At 67.8% G+C, this 19,935-nt stretch carries 9 protein-coding genes; all 9 read right to left on the minus strand.

Annotation, left to right across the window (positions count from 1 at the left end; genetic code table 11):
* Nucleotides 1–36 precede the first annotated feature (36 nt).
* Nucleotides 37–2,412: a calcium-binding protein gene (locus tag K3551_RS18355; RefSeq protein WP_259919782.1), complete on the minus strand. Its 2,376-nt coding sequence runs from the start codon at nt 2,410–2,412 to the stop codon at nt 37–39.
* Between the two features lie 90 nt (nt 2,413–2,502).
* On the minus strand, nt 2,503–5,436 hold the full coding sequence (locus tag K3551_RS19985; RefSeq protein WP_311199801.1) for a calcium-binding protein: 2,934 nt from the start codon (nt 5,434–5,436) through the stop codon (nt 2,503–2,505).
* A gap of 87 nt (nt 5,437–5,523) precedes the next feature.
* Nucleotides 5,524–7,521: a calcium-binding protein gene (locus tag K3551_RS18375; protein ID WP_259919785.1), complete on the minus strand. Its 1,998-nt coding sequence runs from the start codon at nt 7,519–7,521 to the stop codon at nt 5,524–5,526.
* Nucleotides 7,522–7,630: 109 nt separating this feature from the next.
* Entirely contained in the window at nt 7,631–9,943 is a 2,313-nt protein-coding gene (locus tag K3551_RS18380) for a BspA family leucine-rich repeat surface protein (protein WP_259919788.1), read from the minus strand.
* A gap of 91 nt (nt 9,944–10,034) precedes the next feature.
* Nucleotides 10,035–11,960: a calcium-binding protein gene (locus K3551_RS18385; protein WP_259919790.1), complete on the minus strand. Its 1,926-nt coding sequence runs from the start codon at nt 11,958–11,960 to the stop codon at nt 10,035–10,037.
* 88 nt (nt 11,961–12,048) lie between these two features.
* A complete protein-coding gene (locus K3551_RS18390; protein ID WP_259919793.1) occupies nt 12,049–14,934 on the minus strand; it encodes a Calx-beta domain-containing protein in 2,886 nt (961 codons plus the stop codon).
* 79 nt (nt 14,935–15,013) lie between these two features.
* Entirely contained in the window at nt 15,014–16,921 is a 1,908-nt protein-coding gene (locus K3551_RS18395; RefSeq protein WP_259919797.1) for a calcium-binding protein, read from the minus strand.
* Between the two features lie 78 nt (nt 16,922–16,999).
* Entirely contained in the window at nt 17,000–18,166 is a 1,167-nt protein-coding gene (locus K3551_RS18400) for a calcium-binding protein (protein ID WP_259919799.1), read from the minus strand.
* 48 nt (nt 18,167–18,214) lie between these two features.
* Entirely contained in the window at nt 18,215–19,903 is a 1,689-nt protein-coding gene (locus K3551_RS18405) for a M10 family metallopeptidase C-terminal domain-containing protein (RefSeq protein WP_259919801.1), read from the minus strand.
* Nucleotides 19,904–19,935: the final 32 nt, after the last annotated feature.

The raw sequence follows: 19,935 nt of genomic DNA on the forward strand, positions 1-19,935 counted from the left end.
GAAAACGTATGTCAAAAAGGGATTGGCGGGGCAGGGTCAGATCGGCAAATCCGATACCTCCAACGTGAAGGCACCGTCCGGTCCGCGCAAGGTGATTGTGCCGATATCCGCCCCGTCCACCAGGACGGCAATGTCCTGAGTCTGATCGAAAAAGCGGCCGCGCGCCACGACGACGATTTCGTCGGTATCGGCGTCACCCACGCCCTCGATCGCCTCGCGGCGCAGGAACACGCCCCGGCTGATGTTCGGGTTGAAGATGGCGGGGTCCAGCACCAGCACGTCGCCCTCGGCCTGGTCGTAATCGGCGATCCAGTCGCGCGCACCCGCGTCGCGCATCAGATAGAAGGCATCGGCCCCGGCCCCCCCGGTCAGCGCATCGGCATCCGCCCCGCCGTTCAGCGTGTCGTCGCCCGCGCCCCCGATCAGCACGTCCGAACCTGCGCCCCCCGCCAGGTTGTCGTCGCCGCCATGACCCACCAGCAGGTCACGCCCCACGCCGCCCGTGGCGATGTCGTCGCCCGCGCCCAGCTGCAGGGTGTCGTTGCCCGTTCCACCGCGGATGTGGTCGTCACCCTGCAGGCCGAAGATCAGGTCGTCGCCCCGCCCGCCCCACAGGATGTCGCCCGCGTCGCGGCCCACAAGGGTATCGTCGCCCCCCCCCGCCACGATCCCGCGCTCCGGCGCGGCGACCATCCGCTCGGCGGCCTCGGTGCCCCGGTCCACGGCGTCCACGCGCAGATTGTAGAAGGGGGTGCCTGTCTGGCCCCGGGGGCCGGTCGCCTCGCTCACATCCACGGACAGCGGTGCAGGGTCCGGGCCGACCTGGACCACCTGCCAGGCGGTGGCGTCGCCGGTCACGCCCGCGATCTCCGCGCCGGGGGCGACGCCGTTCACGGCCAGCACCGGCCGCGTGCCGAAGCCCTCGCCCGTGACCGAAACCAGATAGGCGGTGGCCGCGTCGGGCCCCTGGGGCAGGGTGACGGCAAAGCGGTCCACGTCGCCCTGGAACAGATGCCCGCGCCGGTCCTCTCCGACCGCCAGGGTGGCGGCCCCCGCATCGGTCTGGCCCGCGTCGGCCACTTCTTCCAGCAGAAGGGTGTAGTTCTGGACCCCGAACCGGCTGTTGCTCAGCCCCAGAAAGGCGGCCCCGGGCACGGCGGCGCTGGAAAACACCAGGTCGCGGGCGGCCTCGCTGTAGACCTCCCGGGGGCCGCGCGTCTCCTCCAGCAGGGTTTCGCCGGCTGCGTCATGGACCGACAGGCGCACCGCAAGGCCGTTGAGCGCGCCGTAGCTGGCCCGGTAGGTGGTGTCCGCCTCCAGCGTGATGCCGTACCAGTCGGCGTCCCGGCCGTGCAGCTGATCCCGGACCGGGGTGCCCACCGGCAGAACCGCCTCGGTGGCGGGGCTGGCGGGGATCTCGTTCGAGACATCGGCGCGCAGGGTATAGGCCCCGTCGTTGGCCTCTCCGGTGCGGGCCTGCAGGTAGAAGGTGCCGCTTGCGGCCACGCTCGCCTCCAGCGTGACATTGGCCCCGGTGGCGAAATTCACCAGCCGCCCGGCGGAATTGTAGAGCCAGACCGAATTGCCCGCCTGTTCCAGCGTGAAGGCGTAGGAGATCCCGGTCTCCAGCTCGATGGCATAGGCATCGGCGTCGACGCGGTATTCGAAGACGCCCTGCACCGCCTCGCCCACGGCCAGGGTCGCGGGCGTGGTCAGCAACGGCGGCAGATCGGTGAAGGTGTCGAAGCGCACCTCGTAGGCGGTGGGGATGCTGTAGGATTCGTCGACGGTCAGATCGATGCGCCCGCTGGTCTGGGCGGTATAGGTGATGAAGCTGTCGTTGCCGCGAAACAGGCGCTCGGCGTCGTCGATCCGGGTGCCGTCCGGGTTCTGGAGAAGGACCCCGACCGGCAGGTCCGGCGCGCGCGCCGCCAGTTCCGGTCCGGTGGACAGCACCGAGATGCGGTAGCTCTGCCCGGCCTCGACCATGAACCCGATGCGGTCATCGTCGCCGTTGAAGTCCAGCGCGCCGGGCAGGCGGCCGCCCAGCTCCAGGATCGGGGCCTGTTCCGGCCAGGGCGACAGGTCGCCCGTCACCTCCGACAGGGTCAGGGTGTAGGGGCCGGTGATGTCGCGGAAGTCTTCGCGCCCCCAGAGCCGGGCAAAGACCGTGCCGTCGGTGCGCGGGCTGAGGTGGATCACGTCCTGGGCGTGATGGGCCACCAGGGTCTGCACATCGCCCAGCACGGTATTGTCCAGCTGCCCGCGATCCAGCGTCACCCGGTAGGTCACGCCCCCCTCCAGCTCCAGCCCCACGGCATCCTGGTCGCCCCGGGTCTCGTAGGTGCCGGTATAGCTGCCCCCCGGCGCCAGGCGGGCAGGGGAGGTGGTACTGTCGGGAATATCGGTCATGGCTGCAGGTCCGGAGCTATGGGGCTGAGCCCCATAAGAACACCGTCTGCACACCCTGCATAGTCATGGTTCCATGACCTTTTCCGCCGTTCACACGGTCAGGTCGAACACCTGGCCCCCCAGCCGCAGATTGATCTGATCCTGCCCGTCGCCATCCACCAATGCCCAGAGGATCTGACCGGTGGGGCGATAGATGACGAAAGCCTCGGCCACGTCGTCGGCGCCTGCGGTCGGTGTGGTCGTGACGTTGATCTGGAACTGGTCGCGGGTGGCATTGCCGCCATAGACAAGGACGTCGCCGTCCGCCGCGTTGTAGTCCTGGATCCAGTCGCTGCCGTGATCGGCAATGCCCAGATGGAAGAAACTGTCCGCATCCGCGCCGCCATTGACCCGGTCGGACCCGAAACCGCCGTTGACGAAATCCATCCCGTCGCCGCCAAAGATCTCGTCGCCAAAGGCGGACCCGGTCAGGGTGTCGTTGCCCGCCCCCCCGATCACCGTATCGGCCCCGAAGCCGCCCGCGATCTGGTCGTTGCCCGCGTCGCCGCGCAGCGCGTCGTTGCCGTAGCCACCGTCGATGGTGTCATCGCCGTCCCCGCCAAAGATCACGTCGCGCAGGTCGGCCTCGGTCTCGCCGCCCTCGATCAGGTCGTTGCCCGCGCCGCCCGACAGCGTGTCCGCCCCGTCCAGCCCGCGCAGGGTGTCGTTGCCCGCCTCGCCGGACAGGCGGTTGCTGTCCGGGGTGCCGATGATCTCATTGGCCCGCGCGTTGCCGGTCCCGTCGATTGGTCCGGCACCGATCAGGGTCAGATGTTCCAGATGCGCCCGGTCCTCCTGGTTCATCGACCAGGAGATGCTGGAAAAGACGCGATCCTGCGCACCCCCGCCCGCCTGTTCCCGGATATAATCCTCTGTATTGTCTACGAAATAGGTATCGTCGCCCGCGCCGCCATACATCTGGTCGGCGCCGGTGCCGCCATCGAGGGTGTCGTTGCCGCCGAAGCCCTGCAGCAGGTCGTCGCCGCCGCGGCCCTCGATGCGGTCGGCGGTCTCGGTGCCGGTCTGCTCCTGTCCCGCGTCGGTGCCCCGCATCACGAGGCCGGTCGCCTCGGTCCAGACGGTGCCGTCGTCGAATTCCACCCGCTCGTAGCGCTGCCAGAAATCCATCGCGCCGTTGTCGGGGTCGAAGGTCTCGATGGCCTGGAGGCCATAGCCGCCCGCGCCGTCGGGCAGGCCGAAGACAAGCCCGTCGGTGCTGAACCAGATGCGCAGATCGTCGGGGGTCACGCCGATGATGCGGATGGTGTCGGTGCCCTCGTCCTGCGCCTCGGAGAGCCAGCCCGGCCCGCCGGTGCCGTCCTCGTTGTAGGCCTGGGGGGTGCCGTCGCCCGCGCGCAGCAGGTAGGTATCGTCGCCCGCGCCGCCATACATCTGGTCGGCGCCGGTGCCGCCATCGAGGGTGTCGTTGCCGCCGAAGCCCTGCAGCAGATCGTCGCCGCCGCGGCCCTCGATGCGGTCGGCGGTCTCGGTGCCGGTCTGCTCCTGTCCCGCGTCGGTGCCCCGCATCACGAGACCGGTCGCCTCGGTCCAGACGGTGCCGTCGTCGAATTCCACCCGCTCGTAGCGCTGCCAGAAATCCATCGCGCCGTTGTCGGGGTCGAAGGTCTCGATGGCCTGGAGGCCATAGCCGCCCGCGCCGTCGGGCAGGCCGAAGACAAGCCCGTCGGTGCTGAACCAGATGCGCAGATCGTCGGGGGTCACGCCGATGATGCGGATGGTGTCGGTGCCCTCGTCCTGCGCCTCGGAGAGCCAGCCCGGCCCGCCGGTGCCGTCCTCGTTGTAGGCTTGGGGGGTGCCGTCGCCCGCGCGCAGCAGGTAGGTATCGTCGCCCGCGCCGCCATACATCTGGTCGGCGCCGGTGCCGCCATCGAGGGTGTCGTCGCCGCCGAATCCCTGCAGCAGGTCGTCGCCGCCGCGGCCCTCGATGCGGTCGGCGGTCTCGGTGCCGGTCTGCTCCTGTCCCGCGTCGGTGCCCCGCATCACGAGGCCGGTGGCCTCGGTCCAGACGGTGCCGTCGTCGAATTCCACCCGCTCGTAGCGCTGCCAGAAGTCGTGGCCCGCGTTGATGGGGGCATTTGTCTCGATGATCTGCAGGCCGATCTCGGCCCCGCCCACACCGGGCAGGCCGAAGGCGAACCCATCGGCATCCTGCCAGATGCGCAGCGCGTCGGGCGCGATCCCGGTAATGCGCAGCGTATCGGTGCCTTCGCCCACCTGTTCGCTGAGAATGCCGAGCCCCAGATCCCTGTCGGTCCCGCCGTCGCCCGCGCGCAGGATATAGGTATCGTCACCCGCACCGCCATACATCTGATCCTCGCCGGTGCCGCCATCCAGCGTGTCGTTGCCGCCAAAGCCCTGCAGGACGTCGTTGCCCGCGAAACCTTGAATCAGGTCGGCATAGCCCCGGCCGGTGTGATCGTTGATGTCGAAGCCCATCAGATCGTCGTCGCCCGCCGTGCCGCGCACGGTCACGCCGCGGGTCAGGTCCCAGGTCTCTCCGTTGCTGAAGGAGACCTGCTCCAGGAAGTAATGCGCCTCGATGGTGGGCAGGCCCAGCACGTTGAGGCTGGAGGTGGTGCCCTCGGTCACCGTCAGGGTGCTGGAGCCGTAGTCCGGGGTGATCGTGCCTTCCTCGGTCGGGATGCGCGGGGACAGGTCGGAAAAGGCAAAGCCGCGGATCGCGCGCCCGTCTTCGAAGTCGCGCAGCGTGGTCGTGCCCCCCGCATGGTGGATCAGCAGGTCGCCATTGCCATCGTTGCCCAGGCGGATCTGTTCCGACGTGCCGGTGAAATCGAAGCTGTAGGGATAGCCGTCATACTGGATCGTGGTGACGATGGTGAAATCGTAAAGACCGTCCCCGGTGCGGATCGTTTCCTTGCGGAAATAGGTGACGATCCAGGGGTGGTTCACCTCGGAGCCGAGGCTGTCGGGGATCCAGAAGTTGCGGTTGCTCAGAAGGGTCATTCAAACTCCGGAATGCGGAACGGGGGGCAGCCTGTCCAGAAGGGGCCGTCCCGGCGCCTTCTGTCAACTGCGGGCGGGTCGGCTGCGTCAGCCCGTCAGGTCGAAGATCTGGCCATTCAGGCGCAGGTTGATCTGATCCTGCCCGTCGCCATCCACCAATGCCCAGAGGATCTGACCTGTGGGGCGATAGATCACAAAGGCCTCGGCCACGTCGCCCGCGCCCGCTGTGGGGGTGGTCGTCGTGTTGATCTGGAACTGCGCACGGGTGGCATTGCCGCCGTAGGCCAGCACATCGCCCTGGGCGGCGTTGTAGTCCTGGATCCAGTCCGATCCGTGGTCGCGCACGCCCAGGTGAAAGAACGTGTCGGCATTGGCCCCGCCATTGACCCGGTCGGACCCGAAGCCGCCGTTGACGAAATCCATCCCGTCGCCGCCGAAGATCACATCGCCAAAGGCGGATCCGGTCAACGTGTCGTTGCCGGTGCCCCCGATCACCGTATCCGCGCCGAACCCGCCCGCGATGCTGTCGTTGCCTGCGTCGCCGCGCAGCTCGTCGTTGCCGTGCCCGCCGTCGATGGTGTCATTGCCGGCACCGCCGAAGATCACGTCGCGCAGGTCGTCGATGGTCTCGCCGCCAAGGATCAGGTCGGCATCGGCGCCGCCCGTGATCGTGTCGGCCCCGTCGCCCCCCAGCAGGGTGTCGCGCCCGGCATCGCCCGACAGGCTGTCGTTGCCCGCGCCGCCGTCCAGCTGATCGTTGGCGCCGCCGCCCTCCAGCGTGTCATTGCCCGCCGCGCCGAACAGCAGGTCGACGCCGTTGGTCCCGGTCTGCCGGTCGCCGCCGGTGCCGCCGATCCGCAGGTTGGCGTTCGACAGGGTCAGCTGGTTCAATCCGAAGACCTGACCGTTGAAGCTCAGGAATTCGACTTCGCGCAGAAGATCCACACCGCCGCGCGGTGTGACCACCAGCAGGCCCTGGGCGGAGTTGAAGAAATGCACCTCGTTCGGCCCGGCGGCAAAGACCGCCAGGTCGCCGGGGCCCAGGTCGCCCACGGTGTTCCGGTTCGGTCCGCCGATCAGCACGTCGAACCCCTGGCCGCCGACCAGCGTGTCGCTGCCGTCGCCGCCCAGGATCGTGTCGTTGCCCGCGCCCCCCTCCAGGTAGTCCGACGACAACGGCCCCTGCACCAGAGAGCGCCCGATCAGCGTGTCGTCAAAGCGCGTGCCGATCAGCCCTTCGATCCCGCCCATCTGATCGCCTGCGGCATAGCCGGTGCCCTGGTTGCCGTCCGAGAATTCCAGATCCGCGACCAGACCTGCGGGGGCATTGGCATAGGAAACGATGTCGCGGTCCGAAATCGGCCCGTCATCGGTGATCTGATCGGCCCCCGCCCCGGCCAGGTACAGGTCCGACCCCGGCCCGCCCGACAGGATGTTGGTCCCGTCGCCGCCATCGAGCGTGTCGTTGCCGCCAAAGCCGAAGATCGTGTTGAACCCCGGCCCCCCGGTCAGCACATCGGCCCCGTCGAAACCCAGGATGTCGGCCCCCGGCACCAGCGCGGTGGAGGCATGGTTGAACTGGCTCAGGAAGGCGCGGCCCGGATCGCCGCTGCGCGCCTGGTAGGAGGCCAGGATCGACTGGCCGAGGGCCGCTGCCGACATGCCTTCTGGGATGGTGACGATGGCGTTGGGTTTCAGCTGGGCGGGGTCGTTCTGCACGATCTGGATCTGGGCCTGGATGCGCGCCCGCTCGGCGGCGGTATTGGCCAGCGCCAGAGCGTTGATCAGATCGTCGAGCGCATCATTGAACCGCACGGTCATCCCGGTGATCGTGCCCCCGGTCAGAAGCGGGATGCTGCCCACGCCGCCCGGCGTGGTCGCGGTCTGCACCGTCAACCCGGTGCCGGTGAAGGTGATCGCGCCCAGGTTGCCAAAGTCGCGCAGGGTGACCTGGGTGGGCGTGGCCTGATCGACGACGACCGGGGTGAGGGGGCCGCCGAGTTCCACGCCGCGGCCTGCGAAATAGCCCTCGACGCCGCGGAACATGTCCGATCCGCCGCGCAGAAATGTGCTGATCCACTGCATGTCCGTGCCCCTCCGGCTGGTCCGGCCGGGTGAGGCCGGAACTGGTCCGAGTGTCGCCCCGTCCTCCCGCCTGCGTCAATCCGCCAGGTCCCCCCCGTTCAAAGGGGCCTCAGGCGGTCAGATCAAACACCTGTGCCCCCAGCCGCAGATTGATTTGATCCTGCCCGTCTCCGTCGACCAGCGCCCAGAGGATCTGACCGGTGGGGCGATAGATCACGAAGGCCTCCTGCACGTCGCCCGCGCCCGCGCCCGCCGTGGTGGCGGTGTTGACCTGGAACTGATCGCGGGTGGCGGTGCCGCCGAATTGCAGCACGTCGCCCTGGGCCGCATTGTAATCGCCCTGGGCCGCATTGTAATCCTGGATCCAGTCGGAGCCGTGCTCCGCCACGCCCAGATGATAGAACGTGTCGGCTCCGCGCCCACCGTTCGCCCGGTCCGACCCGAAGCCGCCGTTGATGAAATCCATCCCGTAGCCGCCGAACAGCAGATCGCCGAAGGCCCCGCCGGAGAGGATGTCGTCGCCCGCGCCTCCGATCACCGTGTCGGCACCCCGCCCGCCCAGGATGGTGTCGTTGCCCGCGTCGCCGCGCAGCTCGTCGTTGCCCGCGCCGCCGTCGAGGTGGTCGTTGCCCGCGCCGCCGAACAGCCAATCCGCCTGGTCGGCCTCGGTGTCGCCGGTCTGGCGCGCGCCGAACAGCCAGTCGTCGCCCCGGTCCCCGGTCAACGTGTCCTGCCCCAGCCCGCCTTCCAGCGTGTCGGCGCCGACCTCGCCCATCAGGGCGTCGGCCCCGGTGCCGCCGATCACGTGGTCGTCGCCGGACATGCCCGCGATGCGCTGCGCGGTCGTCTCGGACGAGAGGTCGCGGCTGTCGTCGTCCGTGGTCAGGGAGGTCACGGGGTAGACACGCGTGGTTCCCCCGATCGTCCAGCCGTAGGTCTGGGTCAGGGTCTCAAAGGCCGCGACATCGCTGTAGCGCAGCCCATGGGCCCCGAGTGTCACACCGGTCGGGATCGCCTCCTCTCCGGGGTCGAGCCGCGCCCACCCCGCCAGCGTGGCGTCGAAGTTGGCGATGCTCATCGCGGACCAGTTGAACATGTTGAAGGCCTCTTCGAGGGAGGAGATGTCCCACCCCCCGAGATCCTGATCGAAGGCCTCCATGCTGCCGAACATCCCCGTCATGTTCGTGACGTTGCCGGTGTCCCATCCGCCGATGTCCTGGTTGAAGGCACGGGCGCCGGAAAACATCCCCCCCATGTCCGTGACGTTGCCGGTGTCCCACCCGCCGATGTCCTGGTTGAAGGTACTGGCACGGGCAAACATCCACCGCATGTCCGTAGCGTTGCCGGTGTCCCACCTGCTGATGTCCTGATTGAAGGCACGGGCTTCGGAAAACATCCCCCCCATGTTCGTGACGCTGCCGGTGTCCCATCCGCCGATATTCTGGTCGAAGGCCTGGGCGCGGGAAAACATCCCCCCCATGTTCGTGACGTTGCCGGTGTCCCACCCACCGATGTCCTGGTTGAAGGCATCGGCGGCGTAAAACATCCGCTCCATGTCCGTGACGCTGCTGGTGTTCCATCCGCCGATGTCCTGGTTGAAGGCATCGGCGGCGTAAAACATCCACCCCATGCCTATGACGCTGCTGGTGTCCCATCCGCCGATGTCCTGATTGAAGGCATCGGCGTTGGAAAACATCCCCCACATGTCCGTGACGCTGCCGGTGTCCCAGCCGCCGATGTCCTGGTTGAAGGCACGGGCAAACTCAAACATCCCCCCCATGTCCGTGACGTTGCCGGTATCCCACCCACCGATGTCCTGGTTGAAGGCCTGGGCGCGGGAAAACATCGACCCCATGTTTGTGACGCTGCCGGTGTCCCATCCACCGATGTCCTGGTTGAAGGCATCGGCACCGGCAAACATCCGCCCCATGTTCGTGACGTTGCCGGTATCCCACCCGCCGATGTCCTGGTCGAAGGCACGGGCGGCGACAAACATCCCCGCCATGTACGTGACGTTGCTGGTGTCCCATCCACCGACGTCCTGGTTGAAGGCCTGGGCGCCGGCAAACATCTCCCCCATGCCTATGACGCTGCTGGTGTCCCAGCCGCCGATGTCCTGGTTGAAGGTACTGGCACGGGCAAACATCCGCCCCATGCCTATGACGCTGCTGGTATCCCAGCCGCCGATGTCCTGGTTGAAGGCCTGGGCGTAGGCAAACATCCACCCCATGTGCGTGACGCTGCCGGTATCCCATCCGCTGATGTCCGCATTGAAGCCGAAGTTCAACCGGGCCAGGCCTTGCATCGTCGTGACCCGGCTGGTGTCCCAGTCCGCGATATCGGTGGGAATGGTTGGAAAGACGGGTCTGGAGGTCGTGGTTCCGAAGTAATAGCTCAGGTCGGTGGAGGGGGCGTCGGGCATGGGGTTCGCCGTTTTGTTAACGATTTCAATTTTATAAGTCCGGCCAGCCTAGCGCGGGCCGGACCAAGCGGCAACCGCGCCCGTCCGTGTCTCAGATCATCAGCTGATGGTCGACCTCGTCGATGCGCAGGGTGATCGTGTCCTGCCCGTCTCCGTCGACCAGCGCCCAGAGGATCTGACCTGTGGGGCGATAGATGACGAAGGCCTCCTCCACGTCGCCCGCGCCCGCGCCCGCCGTGGTGGCGGTGTTGACCTGGAAATCGGCGGCCCGCGCCGTGTCCACCGCCACCAGCGCATCCTCGGCCGCGAAATCCTGGATCCAGTCGGAGCCGTGCCCCGCCACGCCCGCGTGGAACACCCGGTCGGCACCCGCGCCCAGGTTGATCCGGTCCGACCCGAAGCCGCCGTTGATGAAGTCCATCCCGTCGCCGCCGAAGATGACGTCCGACAGCGCCCCGCCCGATATCGTGTCGTCGCCCGCGCCCCCCGCCAGGGTGTCGGACCCGGTGCCGCCGTCCAGCACGTCGTTGCCGGCCCCGCCGTTGGCATCGTCGTTGCCCGCGCCGCCCCGGATCGTGTCGTTCCCGCTGAAGCCAAAGATGACATCGCCCAGATCCGCCTCGGAGGTGCCGCCGATCAGCAGGTCGCGGCCCCCCGCGCCCAGGATCCGGTCCGCCCCGTCGCCGCCGTCGATGGTGTCGTCGCCCGTGTCGTCGTCCGGCGCGCCGAAGAACGCACCCGAGGCCAACAGGACATCGTTGCCCGCGCCGCCCTCGATGCTGTCGGACCCGGTGCCGCCCTCGACCCGGTCGGCGCCGTCGGCGTCGCTGCCCCAGGCGATGATGGTGTCGTTCCCGCTGGCACCCAGGATCGTGTCGCTGCCGTCGCCCGACCGGATCAGGTCGTGATCGACCAGGCCCGGCGTGCGGGCAAAGGACCCGAGGATGGAATCGTTGCCCGCCCCGGTGACGAGGGTGTCGGACCCCAGGTCGCCGTTCATGTGGATGGCGAATCGGGTGTCCGTCCAGGTCAGCATGTCATTGCCGTCGCTGCCGCGCAGCCGGAACTCCTCGGCCCCGGTGATGCGCCGTCCCGTGACGCTGCCGATCCGGCCCGACAGGTCCAGGGTGCCCGGGGCCGACAGCTCCAGGTAGCCGATGCCCTCCAGCGCCTCGAAGCTCAGCAGCGTCTCGGCGGTGCCGATGGCGCGCCCCGACAGGACCTCCACGTTGCGGAAGGTGATGTTGTCGAGCTCCAGGTTGTTGCCGTAATCCGCCCGGCCGTAGGTGTCGCGGCCGTCGCCTCCGTCCACCACCAGCGGGATGGGGACCGCACGAAAGGTGCGCAGCGACAGGACGTCGTCGCCCGCGCCCCCGAACAGGTCGTGGGTTTCGTTGCCCAAAAGAGTGTCGTCGCCCGCCCCGCCGGTCAGGGTCGCGCGGCCCAGGGCGCTTTGGACATCCAGATACCAGGTGGCGCCGGACCCGCTCGCATCCCAGGTGAAGGGGTCGGTCGCGGTGCGGTCGAAGCGCACGGTGATCCGTCCGACCCCGGTGTCGTCCGCGCCCAGCGTAATCGCGCCCAGGTCCAGGTCCGTCGGGCGCAGGACGAACAGGCTGCCCCCGGGGCCGAAGCCGGTGATCTGGGTCACACCGTCCAGTTGCGCGCCGGTCAGGCGCAGCGCGCCGTTGTTCAGGTCGATCCGTTCGAACCCGGTGACGGTGCCCGCGTCGATCGCCACAGTGTTGGCGGCCCCCGAGATCAGCCGGTCGAACCCGTCGCCGCCGTCCAGCACATCGCCCTCGGTCAAGGTTTCGACCACCAGGACCCGATCGTCGCCCGCGCCTGCGCGCACCGTGTCCGCGCCGAACCCCGGCGACAGGAAATCATCGCCGGCCAGCCCCTCCAGCAGGTCGTTGCCGGTGAAGCCGGAGATGACGTCGTTCCCCGCGGTGCCGGTCAGGACCGGGTTTGCGATCCCGTCGTCGTCGCCGTCGGTGCCGAGAAGATTTGTCATGGGGCAGGGGCCTTTCGCTGGGGTCCCTGCACCATAACGGGTTACGACTTAGGAAAAAGTCATGGTTCCATGACCCTTGCCCGAGTTCTCAGGCGGTCAGGTCGAACACCTGTCCGCCCAGCCGCAGGTTGATCTCTGCCTGGCCGTCGCCGTCGACCAGCGCCCAGAGGATCTGACCGGTAGGACGGTAGATGACGAAGGCCTCCTGCACGTCGCCCGCGCCCGCCGTGGGGGTCGTGGTGGTGTTGATCTGGAACTGGTCGCGGGTGGCATTTCCGCCATAGACCAGCACGTCGCCCTGGGCGGCGTTGTAGTCCTGGATCCAGTCGGACCCGTGGTCGCGCACGCCCAAGTGAAAGAACGTGTCGGCATCCGCCCCGCCGTTGACCCGGTCGGACCCGAACCCGCCGTTGACGAAATCCATCCCGTCGCCGCCAAAGATCAGGTCCCCAAAGGCGGACCCGGTCAACGTGTCGTTCCCCGCACCGCCGATCACCGTATCGGCGCCAAACCCGCCCGCAATGCTGTCGTTGCCCGCGTCGCCGCGCAGCTCGTCATTGCCATAGCCGCCGTCGATGGTGTCGTTGCCCTCGCCGCCATACACCACGTCGCGCAGGTCGGCCTCGCTTTCGCCGCCGAGGATCAGGTCGTTGCCGGTCCCGCCCGAGATGCGGTCCGCCCCGTCGCCGCCCTGCAGGGTGTCGTGGCCCGCGTCCCCGGCAATCACGTCATCGCCCGCCCCGCCCAGGACCAGGTCGCGGCCCGCGTCGCCCGACAGCGTGTCATCGCCCAGAAGGCCGCTGACCGTGTCGTCGCCCGCCAGCCCCGTGATCACATCCGCCGCGAAAGAGCCGAGCAGCTGATCGTTGCCGTCGGTGGCCCCGGTGCCCAGATCGAAGGCCGGGCTGGCCCCGGCGGTGCCGGCCCCGTCTTCGCCCACGATGCGGATCTCGGAGGTGATGGTCCGCTGCCCATTGGCGAACAGCACGCCGGTCGCACTGGTCAGTTCCAGACCGAAGGTTTCATCGCCCTCGATGGCGGTGTCGCCGTAAACGCGCACCGCGATCACGCCCGCGGCGGATCCGGCGGGGATGGTCAGCCGCCCGGTGGTTTCGTTGAAATCCACGTCCGCCGTGGCGGTGCCGTTGCCGACGGTGCGCCAGTCGATCGTCACGGCGCTGCGCGCGGGTTCCGACAGGATGACGGGGACGTAATGCGTCTCGTAGCTGCTGTCGCCCTCATGGACGCTGATGTCGATCGGGGTGACCCGCACCGCGTTCTCATCGGGCACCGGGCCACGCACGCCCGAGGCCGGATCGTCCAGCCCCGCGGGCCGGCTGAGGATGCCGCCGTCGTCGTCGATGATCGTGCCCCGCGCCACCAGCGCGGGGGCGTTGCCGACGAAGTTGGCGTTGCTGATCCCGTACAGCATCAGCGACATTTCCTCGTCGCCCTCCAGCAGGCTGTCGCCATAGACCGAGACCGAGATCCAGGTGCTCTGCTGTCCGGCGGGGATGGTGACGGTGCCGGTGCGGTCGATGTAATCGCCGGTCGCCTCGCCTGCGGTGCCGTCCAGGGTGACGTACTTGAAGCTGACCGGCGACGGGGCAGGGCGGTCCATCGTCACCAGGAACCGCATCGATTCGTAGCTGGAATTGCCCTCTACGAAAGAGGCGTCGTGGATCTGCAGCACCGGCACGATGGGCGCGGTCGAGGCGGGGGCGGCGGGGCCGGTGGCCGGGGCCCCCAGGCCGCCGGGCCCGCTGGGCGTGCCCAGGTCGTCCTCGATGATGCGGATCTCGGCCTCCAGCGCGGGGGCGTCGCCCTCGAAGCGGCCGCCCCGGATGCCCGCGAAGATCACCGAAAAGGATTCGTCGCCTTCCAGCAGCTGATCGCCGTTGATGGCGATGGAGACATAGGTGCTCTCGGCTCCGGCGGGCAGGGTGAAGGTATTGCTGCGTTCCTGGTAATCGCCAAGCGTCCCCGAAGCGGACCCGTCCTGCGTGTAATAGGACACGGTGACCGGTGTGGCCGAAGGCCGGTCCAGGGTCACCAGGACGCGGGCGTATTCATAGCTGCTGTCGCCCTCGATGTACTGGACGTCCTGCACCCGCAGCGTCGGCAGTGGGTTGGTCGAAGCCGGGCCGCGCAGCACATCGCCCGGATCGCCGATTCCGCCTTCGGGCGAGACGCGGCCGCTGTCGTCGTCGAGGATCGTGCCGGTCGCCGCCAGCGCCTCGCCCCCGCCCGAAAAGACGCCGTTGCGCAGGTCGGTCAGCACCAGCTGAAAGGTCTCGTCGGGTTCGGGCCCGGTGCCGCCGTTGACGGCGATCGAAACCCAGGTCGCTTGCTGACCGGCGGAAATGGTGGCGCTGCCGGTGCGGTCCTGAATATCGCCGGTCTGATCGGCGGCGGACCCGCCCTGGACGTGGAAGTCCATGGTCACGTCGGCGGTGGCGGGCCGGTCCAGGGTGATCAGGAAGCGGGCGTATTCATAGCTGCCGTCGCCTTCGATCACCGAGACGTCGTGGATCGCCACGGTCGGAAAGACGCCCGCCTCGGGTGCGGGCCCCTGGATGCCCCGCGCAGTGCCAAAGGGTCCGGTCACGCCCGAGGGCAGCCCGTCGTCGTCGTCAAGAATGATGCCGGTGCCCACCAGCGTCGCGGCCCCGCCGTCCAGTGTGGCGTTGCTGACGGCCTGCAGGGCCACGAAGAAGGTCTCGTCAGGTTCGATCCCGGTGCCGCCATAGACGGTGATGGGGATGTCCACCGACAGGGTGCCGGGCTGAATCGTCACCGTGTCGGTGCGCGCGTTGTAATCGCCCCGCGCCGCCGAGGCGGTGCCATCCACCGTGAAGTAGCGGAAACTGACCGGGGCCGCCGAAACCGCATCCAGACTGACCCGGAAGAGGGCGCTTTCATATCCGCGGTCGCCTTCGAGAATACGGGTGTTGCTGAGCGAAAGAACGGGCATGGCAATGAATCCTGACAATGTTGATTGCAGGCAGGAGACCGGAACTCTTGACCGGTGTCACGGATTTATTGGCCGCACCTCAGGCGGTCAGGTCGAACACCTGCCCGTTCAGCCGCAGGTTTATTTCCGCCTGTCCGTCGCCATCCACCAGCGCCCAGAGGATCTGACCGGTGGGACGATAGATCACAAAGGCCTCGGCCACGTCGTCGGCCCCTGCGGTGGGGGTGGTCGTCGTGTTGATCTGGAACTGGTCACGGGTGGCATTGCCGCCATAGACGAGGACGTCGCCCTCGGCCCCGTTGTAGTCCTGGATCCAGTCGGACCCGTGGTCCGCGATGCCCAGATGGAAAAACGCGTCGGCATCCACGCCGCCGTTCACCCGGTCGGACCCGAACCCGCCGTTGATGAAATCCATCCCGTCGCCGCCAAAGATCACGTCGCCAAAGGCGGACCCGGTCAGCGTATCGTTGCCAACCCCGCCAATCACCGTATCCGCGCCAAACCCGCCCGCGATGCTGTCATCACCGGCATCGCCGCGCAGCGCGTCGTTGCCATAGCCGCCGTCGATGGTGTCATTACCCTCGCCGCCAAAGATCACGTCGCGCAGGTCGGCCGACGTGGCCCCGCCCAGGATGCTGTCGTTGCCGTCCCCGCCGATTAGCCGGTCTGCCCCGTCGCCGCCCTCCAGGGTGTCATTGCCCGCCAACCCGTCGAGGGTGTCGTTCCCGTCCCCGCCGCGCAGCAGATCGTCGTCCGGCGTGCCCGTCAGGTCGCGTGGCGGGTCGACAAAGGCGTCCAGCAGCAGACCGTCGATGCCCGACTGCTGCTGGAACAGCACGTTCTGATGGTCGAAGTAGGTCAGCAGCAGGGTGTCGTTGTCGACCTGGTCCAGCAGGGCCAGACTCTGGTCGTCGCTGCGGTCGATCGGAGCCAGGGTAAAGGGCTGCAACAGCCCGCCGGTGGCGTCGTAGACCGCATAGCCCACATCCTGCCCGTCGGCCCCCAGGTCGGAATCCTGGGTGCTGTTGACGACGAAGATCTGGCCGTTGTCCAGCACCGCCACGTCGAAGCTGTCGCTGGCGAAGGTGCTGTACTGCACCGTGGGCTCCACCTCCGGGTCGGCGCTGGCGGGCAGAGGGGTGATCTCTCCGACGGTGCGGCCCTGGGCGTCGTAGCGCTGCAGGAACACGCGGAACTGCCCGCCCGGCACCCCGGGCACCGCGTTGAGCGCCATCCAGAACACGCCGAAGCCGCCGCCGGGCATGGCCTCGACCCGGATCGTCTGCAGCTGGCCGCCGTTGAAGATGCTGGCCGCCATCTGCGCGCCGTCCAGCGCGGTGCCGTCCGCGCCGAAGCGCTGCACCATGACGTGGCGGGTGAAGTCGGGGTTGCGCACCCCGAAGGCCACGGCCAGCGTCCCGTCCGGCAGCACCGCCACATCGGAATTGGCCGCGGTGGTGTCCCGGCCGATGCCGCTGTCGGGCGACAGGACCACCGGCGCGCCCCGGGCCGCGAAGGCCCCGTCGAGGAAGAGCAGCGCGTCGTGCCGGTCCTCCCGGTTGGTGGGATTGTCCCGGTAGTCGAGCACGAAGCCCCCGCCCGGCAATTCGGTCAGGCTGTAGGTGAGGTGGGACACCGGCCCTTCGACGACCTGCACCGCCTCGCTGCGGGGGGTGCCGTCCGCATCGAAGGCCTGCAGCGAGATGCCCTCGCTGCGATCCCCGCCGATACCGCGGCTGGTCGTGCCCAGCACGAAGCCGCCATCGGCCAGCGCGGTGACGATCAGATTGTCCGATCCCCGCAGGACGGGCAGGTCGATGAAGCTGTCCTCCTCGGGGGTGGCGCCGGGGGTGGTGATCCGCACGCGCCCCTCCAGGTTGGTGTGGTCGTAGGCCACGACCCACTGCCCGCCGGTCAGAACAGCGGTGGCATGATCCTGGGCGAGCGTTCCCAGGCGGGTATCGCTGAGCAGGCGTTCATCGGTCATGGCGGGGGTCTCCGGGTCTGCAGTTTGCACGCGTGATACAACTGCCGCCCGGCTTGGGCCGCCCCCCGTTCGAGGGGGTCACGCGGTCAGGTCGAACACCTGTCCGTTCAGGCGCAGATTGATCTCTGCCTGCCCGTCGCCATCGACCAGCGCCCAGAGGATCTGACCGGTGGGACGATAGATCACAAAGGCCTCGGCCACGTCGTCGGCCCCTGCGGTGGGGGTGGTCGTCGTGTTGATCTGGAACTGGTCACGGGTGGCATTGCCGCCATAGACGAGGACGTCGCCCTCGGCCCCGTTGTAGTCCTGGATCCAGTCGGACCCGTGGTCAGCGATGCCCAGGTGAAAGAACGTGTCGGCATCCACGCCGCCATTCACCCGGTCCGACCCAAAGCCGCCGTTGATGAAATCCATCCCGTCCCCGCCAAAGATCACGTCGCCAAAGGCGGACCCGGTCAGCGTATCGTTGCCAACCCCGCCAATCACCGTATCGGCGCCGAACCCGCCCGCGATGCTGTCATCACCGGCATCGCCGCGCAGCTCGTCGTTGCCATAGCCGCCGTCGATGGTGTCGTTGCCGTCCCCGCCAAAGATCACGTCGCGCAGGTCGGTCATGGAGGTGCCGCCGGTGATCACGTCATTGCCCGCGCCGCCCAGCAGCGTGTCGTTGCCGTCCAGCCCGTCGATGGTGTCGTCGCCCGCCAGCCCGTCCAGACGGTCGGCCCCCTCGGTGCCGGTCAAGAGGTCGTCGCCCAACGTGGGCACCGTGGACGGGCCTGTCGGATCATGGCCGAGCGCGGTCAGGTCGATCACCGTGTCCGGCCCAAAGGGAACCGGCGCGCGGGTGCCGCGGCCATTGGTCGACAGGTCGATACTGTCATCCACCGGCGGCAGCGGGTCGCCCGCCAGGCAGAGCGTCAGTTCGGTGGTGACCGTGCGGCCGCCCGCCTCGCTCTCGTAGGCCAGGCCCAGGACCACGCTCTGACCGTTGTCATGGGTAATCTGGCCCAGCACCTGCAGGGACGGCACGCCAAGGGTCGGCTCGCCCGTGGCGGCCACCGCCTCGATCATCAGATCGGAGCGGATGATCGGCAGGCCGTTCGCCGGCTCCAGCAGGATCTGATAGGTAAACCCGGTGCTGCCCGCTGCCAAAGTCAGGGTCACCGTCAGCGGTCGCGCGGCAAGGACGTCGAAGGTGTCATTGTCGTAGCGGACGAGATTGGCATCGAAAGTGTAATCAACCATTCCGAGACCTCCGTTAAATCCAGATAGGCCTTGGGTGTAGGATGGGCGTCAGGCAGTCAAGTCAAACACCTGTCCGTTCAGCCGCAGGTTGATTTCCGCCTGTCCGTCGCCATCGACCAGCGCCCAGAGGATCTGACCGCTGGGGCGATAGATGACGAAAGCCTCCTGGACGGCATCGGCCCCCGCCATGGCCGTGGTCGTGGTGTTGATCTGGAACTGCGCGCGCGTGGCCCCGGCCCCGCCATAGAGCAGCACATCCCCCGCCGCCGCGTTATAGTCCTGGATCCAGTCAGACCCGTGGTCGCCGATGCCCAGGTGAAAAAAGGTATCCCCCCCCGCGCCGCCATTGACCCGGTCCGACCCGAACCCGCCGTTGACGAAATCCATGCCGTCGCCGCCAAAGATCACGTCGCCAAAGGCGGACCCGGTCAGGGTATCGTTGCCGGTGCCACCGATGACGGTATCGGCGCCAAAGCCGCCCGCGATCTGGTCGTTGCCCGCGTCGCCGCGCAGCTCGTCGTTGCCGTAGCCGCCGTCGATGGTGTCGTTGCCCTCGCCGCCGAACACCAGGTCGCGCAGGTCGGCCATGGTGGCCCCACCCTCGATGGTGTCATCGCCCGCCCCGCCTGAAATCGTGTCGCGCCCGTCGCCCGCGCGCAGGTGATTGGCCAGCTGGTTGCCGTCGATGCGGTCGTGCCCGGACCCGGTGTTGGCATTCTCGATCAGCGACCGCAGGTCGCCCTGATAGAGATAGGGGTTGGCGACATTGCCACGGGCGAACTGATCGCCGTCGGTCGCGCGCCCCAGGCTCAGGTTCGACAACTGCGCCGTCGAGAAGGTGCTGTAGGCGCCGGGCCGCAGGTCGATATCCTGATCGTTGGCGTAGTTGGAGAAATCGTAGGTATCGATCCCGCCCCCATCCCAAAGCGTCAGCAGGATCTTGGCGTTGTAGGGCTGTGCAAAGGTGAAATCATCCACCGTCATCGCCCCGGTCTGGGGGTCGAAGCGATAGACGTTGTCGGTGTTGTTCGACCCCGGCCCGAAGTTCGCCCCATAAAGATGCTGCAACGCCCGGTAGTCGTTGAGCATGTAGGTCCAGGGGTATTCCTCCTGCCCGGAGGCCCCGGTCAGCGGGTCGCCGATATAGGATCGGTAGGACATCACCGAGAATTCCTGGCCGTCCTCTGCGGCGGGCAGGGTCGGAAAGACGGTGGTGTTGTCGAAGGACCACTGCTGTTCGTGGTGCCCATGCTTGAGCCCCAGCGAATGCCCCATCTCGTGCAACAGACCCGCGGCGTATTGGAAGCTGCCCAGCTCCGGCGCCTCATATTTTCCGAGCGCGAACCAATTGTCCCCGAACTGCGTGGCGGTCAGCAGGTTGGGATCGGGCGGGTTCGCCTCGGCGGAGCCCTGGTTGCCCGGCTCGTGCGGGCCTCTGTTGAAATGGAACTGGCCGTAGTCGATCAGGCTGGCCTGGGCAAAGCGCAGATCGCCGAAGCCCTGGTTGTCGGGGCGGAACGTCAGCCCGGTAAAAACGCCCAGGTTGTTGAGACCGAAGTTGACGATCTGGTTGATCTGGAACTGAGTGAAGGGGGTAAAGCCCTGGATGTCCTGGTAGCCATTATAGACGTTGAGGGTCTGCGGAAAGCTGACCGACAATTCTGGCGAATCCCATTTCCAGCCCCAGAGAATCCCGTCGATGCTGGGATTTCCGGTCGGTGCGACGGCAATTGGCATGTCTCAATTCCTTTTCTCAAATCTGTCGTCCA

The organism is Jannaschia sp. M317 (genome assembly GCF_025141175.1).
Lineage (GTDB): Bacteria > Pseudomonadota > Alphaproteobacteria > Rhodobacterales > Rhodobacteraceae > Jannaschia.

Coding starts and splice junctions, on each gene's coding strand:
- K3551_RS18355 (WP_259919782.1), bottom strand. CDS start 2,412: ATGACCGATATTCCCGACAGTACCACCTCCCCTGCCCGCCTGGCGCCG.
- K3551_RS19985 (WP_311199801.1), bottom strand. CDS start 5,436: ATGACCCTTCTGAGCAACCGCAACTTCTGGATCCCCGACAGCCTCGGC.
- K3551_RS18375 (WP_259919785.1), bottom strand. CDS start 7,521: ATGCAGTGGATCAGCACATTTCTGCGCGGCGGATCGGACATGTTCCGC.
- K3551_RS18380 (WP_259919788.1), bottom strand. CDS start 9,943: ATGCCCGACGCCCCCTCCACCGACCTGAGCTATTACTTCGGAACCACG.
- K3551_RS18385 (WP_259919790.1), bottom strand. CDS start 11,960: ATGACAAATCTTCTCGGCACCGACGGCGACGACGACGGGATCGCAAAC.
- K3551_RS18390 (WP_259919793.1), bottom strand. CDS start 14,934: ATGCCCGTTCTTTCGCTCAGCAACACCCGTATTCTCGAAGGCGACCGC.
- K3551_RS18395 (WP_259919797.1), bottom strand. CDS start 16,921: ATGACCGATGAACGCCTGCTCAGCGATACCCGCCTGGGAACGCTCGCC.
- K3551_RS18400 (WP_259919799.1), bottom strand. CDS start 18,166: ATGGTTGATTACACTTTCGATGCCAATCTCGTCCGCTACGACAATGAC.
- K3551_RS18405 (WP_259919801.1), bottom strand. CDS start 19,903: ATGCCAATTGCCGTCGCACCGACCGGAAATCCCAGCATCGACGGGATT.